The following is a 6,737-nucleotide window of genomic DNA, read 5'->3' on the forward strand; positions in this document are numbered from 1 at the left end:
AAATACACGATGAAAGCGTCTAATCTGTAGACGCTTTTTTATCTTTTGAAATTAAAATACTTGTAAAAAATCTGAAAAACATTCGACATTTATTATAATTGGCTTAAAAACCTTTTCTATATTTGTTGGATTGAACAAACACTTTTGTATGGAATATTTAGAATTTGAACAACCTATCAAAGATTTAGAAGAACAGTTACAAAGCTGTCAAATCGTCGGCGAAGGAAGCGGTGTTAACATCAAACAGGCTTGCGTTGAAATTGAAATTGCAATTGAAAATAAAAAGAAGGAAATCTATGGTAATTTAACGCCATGGCAACGTGTACAATTGTCTCGTCATCCTTCTCGCCCTTATACTTTAGACTACGCTTACGCGATCACAGATAACACGTTTATCGAAATTCACGGAGATAGAACTTTTGCTGATGATAAAGCAATGGTTGGTGGTATGGGAAAAATCAATGGTCAAACTTTTATGATTATTGGTCAACAAAAAGGAAAAAATACCAAAGAAAGACAATATCGTCGTTTCGGAATGTCTAATCCAGATGGTTACCGCAAAGCTTTACGTTTGATGAAGTTAGCAGAAAAGTTTAATATTCCTGTCTTGACTTTAGTCGACACTCCTGGTGCATATCCTGGTTTAGAAGCTGAAGAAAGAGGTCAAGGTGAAGCTATCGCTAAAAACATCTACGAAATGTTGAAACTTACAGTTCCTATCATTACAATTGTAATTGGTGAAGGAGCTTCAGGTGGAGCATTAGGAATTGGAGTTGGGAACAAAGTTTTCATGTTAGAAAACACTTGGTATTCTGTAATTTCACCAGAAAACTGTTCTACAATTTTATGGAGAAGTTGGGATTACAAAGAGCAAGCTGCTTCGCAAATGAAATTAACTGGTCCTGATATGTTAGAATTAGGATTAATTGAAGACATCATTCAAGAACCGCTTGGTGGAGCACACTACAAACCAGAAGTTGCGTACACAAACTTGAAAAATAAAGTTTTAGACACTTACAACGAATTGAAAAAACTTTCTCCAAAAGAATTACAACAACAACGTCAAGAACGTTACATCAAATTCGGAGAATTTTCAGGATAAAATATTGTTTTACAATAATACTTATTGTAGAATATACAATTTTAAAACGAGATATAAAATTAGTTATATCTCGTTTTTTTATTTAATTTTGAAACTCTTATGGAACAAGCAAATTATAATCCCGAAATACCAGCTAACAAGCACAATGTCATTGGTTTAGAGAAAGGTAAACTTCCTCCACAAGCTGTTGATTTAGAGCAAGCTGTACTTGGTGCGATGATGATTGATAAAAAAGGGTTGGATGAAGTCATTGACATTCTTACACCGCAAGTTTTTTATCGTCCAGAGCATCAAGCGATTTATGCTGTCATTCAAAAATTATTTAACGATTCAGAACCTATTGATTTATTAACGGTTTCGAATGAGTTGAAAAGTGAAGGCAAATTAGATCGTGTTGGCGGTGATTATTATTTGATTCAATTAACGCAAAAAGTTTCTTCTTCTGCACACGTGGAGTATTATGCTCGTGTCATTCAAGAAAAATATATTCTTCGTCGTTTAATTGAAATTTCGAATCAAGTCATTGAAAAATCATACGATGATACTGCCGATGTATTTGATTTACTGGATTATTCTGAATCGAAATTATTCGAAATTACAGAAGGTGGAATCAAGCGTAGTTATTCGGAAGCAAGAGATTTAGTTACAGAAGCGATTGACAAAATTAAAGCCCAATCTACCAAAGAAGGAATGTCTGGTTTATCTTCTGGATTTACAGAAATTGATAAAATTACTTCGGGTTGGCAAGAATCGGATTTGATTATCTTAGCCGCTCGTCCTGGTATGGGGAAAACCGCTTTTATCCTTTCGATGGCGAAAAATATGACGGTGGACAAAAATATTCCAGTTGCTGTTTTTTCATTAGAGATGTCTTCTGTTCAGTTGATTACGCGTATGATTTCGGGTGAAACTGGAATTTCGGGTGAAAAATTGCGTAAAGCAAAATTAGCCGATCACGAATGGAAACAATTATATACAAAAGTAAAAGGTCTTGAAAATGCACCGCTTTACATTGACGATACGCCTGCCCTTTCTATCTTCGATTTAAGAGCAAAAGCGCGTCGTTTGGTTTCTCAACATGGTGTAAAAATGATTTTGATTGACTACTTACAGTTAATGACTGCTGGTGGAAAAGCAAATGGAAACCGTGAGCAAGAAATTTCGATGATTTCGCGCTCCTTAAAAGCAATCGCAAAAGAGTTAAGTATTCCTGTTATTGCACTTTCGCAGTTATCTCGTTCGGTAGAAACTCGTGGAGGAAGCAAGCGTCCATTATTATCGGATTTACGTGAATCTGGAGCGATTGAGCAAGATGCCGATATCGTTTCGTTTATTTATCGTCCCGAATATTATAAATTAGAATATTGGGATGATGAAAGTGAACCTTGCGCTGGTCAAGCCGAATTTATCATTGCTAAACACCGTAATGGTGCGTTAGAAAATGTGCGTCTACGATTCATTAATGAGCAAGCTAAATTTACCGATTTAGAAACTTCATTTGGTGGAGATTTCGAAATTCAAAGCTCGATGAATGATGGTTCTCAAGAAATGGGAAGTGCAATGAATTTATCTGCTATCGATCCTTCTGATGCTTTTGGAGATTTCGGCGGAGAATTCACAAGTTCGATGAACAACGACGACGATAATTTACCGTTTTAAAAGAATGATTTTATTTTGAACGAATTGTTCTATTAAGATTTGATAATTTTAATCAATCATAAATATTTACTTTATGAAAAAGAATCTAGAATTTATTGCAGAACTTTATGGTTGGATTCAAATCTTTATATCACCCTTTATTATTGGCTTCATAATTGGATTGTTGATTTATTTTCAAAATAAATCAATTTCTAATTTAATTATTGGTTCTATCTTCATTCTAACAGGATTAATATTAGGAATTATTTTAGCAAATAAAAAAATGAAAAGTAAAAACGGAACAATTTGGTTTTTATCACGAACAAATTCAGCAACTGATTTAGATAAATAATCATTCTTCTAATTTCTATTGTTCATTTATACTTACTTTATTGTTCAAACCTTCTAAAATCTCATCAACTATCAGTTTTATTTATCCTAAAAGTTTTGTTAGGAACGAGAATTGCTACAACTTTGTATACATTAAATAAAGAGTGAAATGGCAAGTTCAATCAGAACATTAAATCCTGCTACAGGTAAAATCGAAAAAGAATTTCAAGCCTACACAAGCGAAGAAATCAATCAATATATAGACGACGCAAACGAATTATATCAAACATGGCGATTCGAATCTTTCGAAGAAAGAAAAGCTGTAATGAAACGTGTCGCAAACGAAATGCGTAAGCAAAAAGCTCGATTAGCTGCTTTGATAACAACAGAAATGGGAAAACCATTGTATGAAAGTGAAATCGAAATTGATTATAGTGCAAATATCATCGAATATTACGCTGATAATGCAGAAGAATTCTTGGCAAATGTTCCTATACAAACAGAAAAAGGTGACGCTTATGTGGTTTCAGAACCTATTGGTGTGTTATTAGGTGTCATGCCTTGGAACTTTCCTTTTTCTCAAATTGCACGTTTTGCTGGGCCTCACATTATGGCTGGTAACACAGTTGTTTTGAAAACGGCTTCTAATATTCCGCAATGTGGAATCGCTTTCGAAGAAATGTTTACTGCTGCTGGCGCTCCAAAAGGTTTGTACAAAAACTTATTGATGTCAGGAAAAGACACAGATTCGATTATTAATAATCCAAAAATTGTTGGTGTATCTTTAACTGGTTCAGAAGCTGCTGGTGCAGAGGTTGCAAGTATCGCTGGTAAAAATGTAAAACCTTCGGTTTTAGAACTTGGTGGTTCTGATCCAATGATCGTTTTGAATGATGCGGATATCGAAAAAGTGATGAACGGAACCATTAACGGTCGTTTACGTAATGCTGGACAAGCTTGTACTTCTTCGAAACGTATTATAGTACAAGAAGGTATTTACGATGAATATTTGAAAAAAATTACGGACTATATAAACGGAATGAAAGTTGGCGACCCTACACATGCTGACACCAATATGGGACCTGTAAGTTCGGAAAGCGCGTTAGAAAAATTATTGGATCAAATTAATGATTCAGCTAATAAAGGAGCAACAATTGTTTCAGGAGGAAAACGTATTGATCGTGATGGGTTCTTTTTACAACCAACAATTTTAACAGATTTAAAACCTGGAATGAAGGCCTATGACGAAGAAGTTTTTGGACCTGTAGTTTGTATTTGGAAAGTGAAGGATGTAGAAGAAGCAATCAAAATTGCGAATGATACGCCTTACGGATTAGGTGCTTCTATTTATACAGAAGATGTTCCGAATGCGGAGAAAATCGCTCGTAGAATAGATTCGGGAATGGTTTACGTAAACAAACAAGTTTCTTCAAGCCCAGATTTACCTTTCGGTGGTGTGAAACATTCGGGTTACGGACGCGAACTTTCTAAAGCTGGAATTATGGAGTTTATCAATAAAAAATTAATCATGATTGCGAAATAATTTTTCAATCATTAATCAAATTATACAAAAAAAATGCAACTTTTATGAAGCTGCATTTTTTTTATTGAATAAACCCTTGTTTTTGTTCCATTTGGTCAATTTTGAAAAGAATTAAATCACGCATAATTTTTGCTCTATTTTTTGCTTCATTTGCTATTTCTCCTTCAAATTTTTCGTCAATTATTCCGTACCACAATTCAATCCAACGCTCGAAATGATGCGGTTTTAATTTCTCTTTCTGACTCAAAACCAAATGTGTTCGCATTGGCCAACCTTCAAAAGTTGCTTTTCCTAATAAAACAGTTTCCCAAAACTGAATCATATGCGGCAAATGTTCGTCCCAATTTACCTTTGCAACTTCCGAAAAAAAGTAACCAATGACATCATCTTTTTGCACTTTATCGTAAAACGTATTTACCAATAAAGCAACATCTTCTGAAGTTTCGATATCTTTTTTCATTAAAACAAATTTACAAAGAACTTAATTCAATTCATCAATGTTTTTAATCACGAAAAAATGCAGTAATTTTACAGTCTCATAAAAATGAATAAAATTGGATAGCAATAGACAACAAAAAGTAAGTAAATTATTTCAAGAAGAATTAGCAGAAGCTTTTAGAAAATGGGCTGTAAAGGAATTCCCTGGAAATTTGATTAGTGTTACAGAAGTAAAAGTAACACCAGATTTGAGCGTTTCTAAAATCTATGTAAGTATTTTTCCAAGTACTCAAAAAGACGAAATTTTCAAAGAAATTAGAGTTAATACACCATTATTTAGAGGAATTTTATCAAAAAGTGCTTCTAAACAAATGCGTATTACACCAGAATTAATTTTCATTTTAGATAATTCGTTAGACGAAATGGATAAAATCGACAAAGCGCTAAGAGGAGAAGGAAATAATCCAATCTTATAATGAGAAACATTTCACTTTACATTGCGAAACGCTACATTTTTTCGAAAACGAATACAAACGCCGTAAACATTATTACATCGATTGCTGTTGGTGCTATTCTGGTTGCTACAGCGGCTTTATTTATTATTTTATCCGTTTTTTCGGGATTAGAAAAAATGAATTTAAAGTATTATAGCAATGTAAATCCTGAAATTAAAATATCACCTTCGAAAGGAAAAGTATTGGACAGTTTAACTTTTGTTGTGGATCAATTGAAGCAACAAAAAGATGTCAAAGCTTTTTCTAAAATCATCGAAGAAAAAGTCTACATCGATTACAAAGGAAAGCAAGATATTGCCTATTTGAAAGGTGTTGACGAAAATTTCACCAAAATTACACGTTTAGATACGGTAATTTATGGTGGACAATATTTAGACTTTAATCGCGATGATAATTTTATTGTTTCGAATGGAATTGCAGAGCGTTTGCAACTTTATATCGATCCGATAACGCCAGCAGATTTGATGATGCCAAAAGCTGGAACAGGTCTAATAAAACAAGAAAGCGATGCTTTTACACGCAAAGATGCGTACAGTGTTGGCGTGTTTATTTTGAACGAACAATACGACAAACACATATTTACAACTTTAGGTTTGGCGCAAGAATTATTGTTGTTAAACGAAAATCAATGTTATTCGATTGAGGTAAAAACGACTGGAAAAAAATCGTTTAACGAAGTAAAAATTCAACTTCAAAAAATATTAGGTTCTCATTATAAAATCGAAACCAGACAAGATTTAGATTCAGCTTTCTTAAAAGTAATGAATATGGAAAATTTAATCAGTTACTTGATTTTTACGTTAGTCATTATCATTGCATGTTTCAATTTGGCAGGAACAATTATTATCTTGATTTTGGATAAAAAGAAAGAAATTCAGACGATGTATAGTTTTGGATTATCACGAAAAAACATTCGTAATATTTTCTTTCAAACTGGTTTTATTATCACCCTTATCGCGATGACAACAGGTTTATTAATCGCCTCTGTTATTGGATTATTACAAATAGATTTTGGTTTGGTTATGGCTTCGCCAACTGTTCCATTTCCATTTATCTTTTCTGTCGAAAATTTTGTTGCAGTTATTGTAACTGTTTTAGGTTTGGGAAGCTTAGTTTCGTGGATCGTTTCCAGACAAGTGAAATAAAAAATATTAAGACATAAAAAAAGCTT

7 protein-coding genes are annotated in these 6,737 nt (G+C 33.3%); 6 read left to right on the forward strand and 1 reads right to left on the reverse strand.

What is annotated here, in order from left to right:
- Positions 1–148 precede the first annotated feature (148 nt).
- The 4 genes from B3I31_RS05600 (at position 149) to B3I31_RS05615 (ending at position 4,613) form a co-directional block, all read left to right on the forward strand.
- Complete coding sequence (locus tag B3I31_RS05600) at positions 149–1,102, forward strand: acetyl-CoA carboxylase carboxyltransferase subunit alpha (protein WP_038334644.1); 954 nt, start codon at positions 149–151, stop codon at positions 1,100–1,102.
- Positions 1,103–1,201: 99 nt separating this feature from the next.
- A complete protein-coding gene (gene dnaB, locus B3I31_RS05605) occupies positions 1,202–2,761 on the forward strand; it encodes a replicative DNA helicase (protein WP_115001280.1) in 1,560 nt (519 codons plus the stop codon).
- 73 nt (positions 2,762–2,834) lie between these two features.
- Positions 2,835–3,092: a hypothetical protein gene (locus tag B3I31_RS05610; RefSeq protein WP_125349038.1), complete on the forward strand. Its 258-nt coding sequence runs from the start codon at positions 2,835–2,837 to the stop codon at positions 3,090–3,092.
- Positions 3,093–3,239: 147 nt separating this feature from the next.
- Positions 3,240–4,613 (forward strand): NAD-dependent succinate-semialdehyde dehydrogenase, encoded by a 1,374-nt coding sequence (locus tag B3I31_RS05615; RefSeq protein ID WP_219034703.1) that lies wholly within the window; start codon positions 3,240–3,242, stop codon positions 4,611–4,613.
- A gap of 61 nt (positions 4,614–4,674) precedes the next feature.
- Here the strand turns inward: B3I31_RS05615 and B3I31_RS05620 are convergent, their stop codons facing one another.
- Positions 4,675–5,073, reverse strand: a complete 399-nt coding sequence (locus tag B3I31_RS05620; RefSeq protein ID WP_019975256.1) for a group III truncated hemoglobin — start codon at positions 5,071–5,073, stop codon at positions 4,675–4,677.
- Positions 5,074–5,167: 94 nt separating this feature from the next.
- On the opposite strand from B3I31_RS05620, the gene rbfA reads away from it, so the two are divergent.
- A complete protein-coding gene (gene rbfA, locus B3I31_RS05625) occupies positions 5,168–5,527 on the forward strand; it encodes a 30S ribosome-binding factor RbfA (protein WP_038334637.1) in 360 nt (119 codons plus the stop codon).
- On the forward strand, positions 5,527–6,711 hold the full coding sequence (locus B3I31_RS05630) for an ABC transporter permease (protein ID WP_221855976.1): 1,185 nt from the start codon (positions 5,527–5,529) through the stop codon (positions 6,709–6,711). The genes rbfA and B3I31_RS05630 overlap by 1 nt, the downstream gene beginning before the upstream one ends.
- Positions 6,712–6,737: the final 26 nt, after the last annotated feature.

Origin of the sequence: Empedobacter sp. UBA3475 (genome assembly GCF_002378465.1) — a bacterium.
GTDB lineage: Bacteria > Bacteroidota > Bacteroidia > Flavobacteriales > Weeksellaceae > Empedobacter > Empedobacter falsenii_B.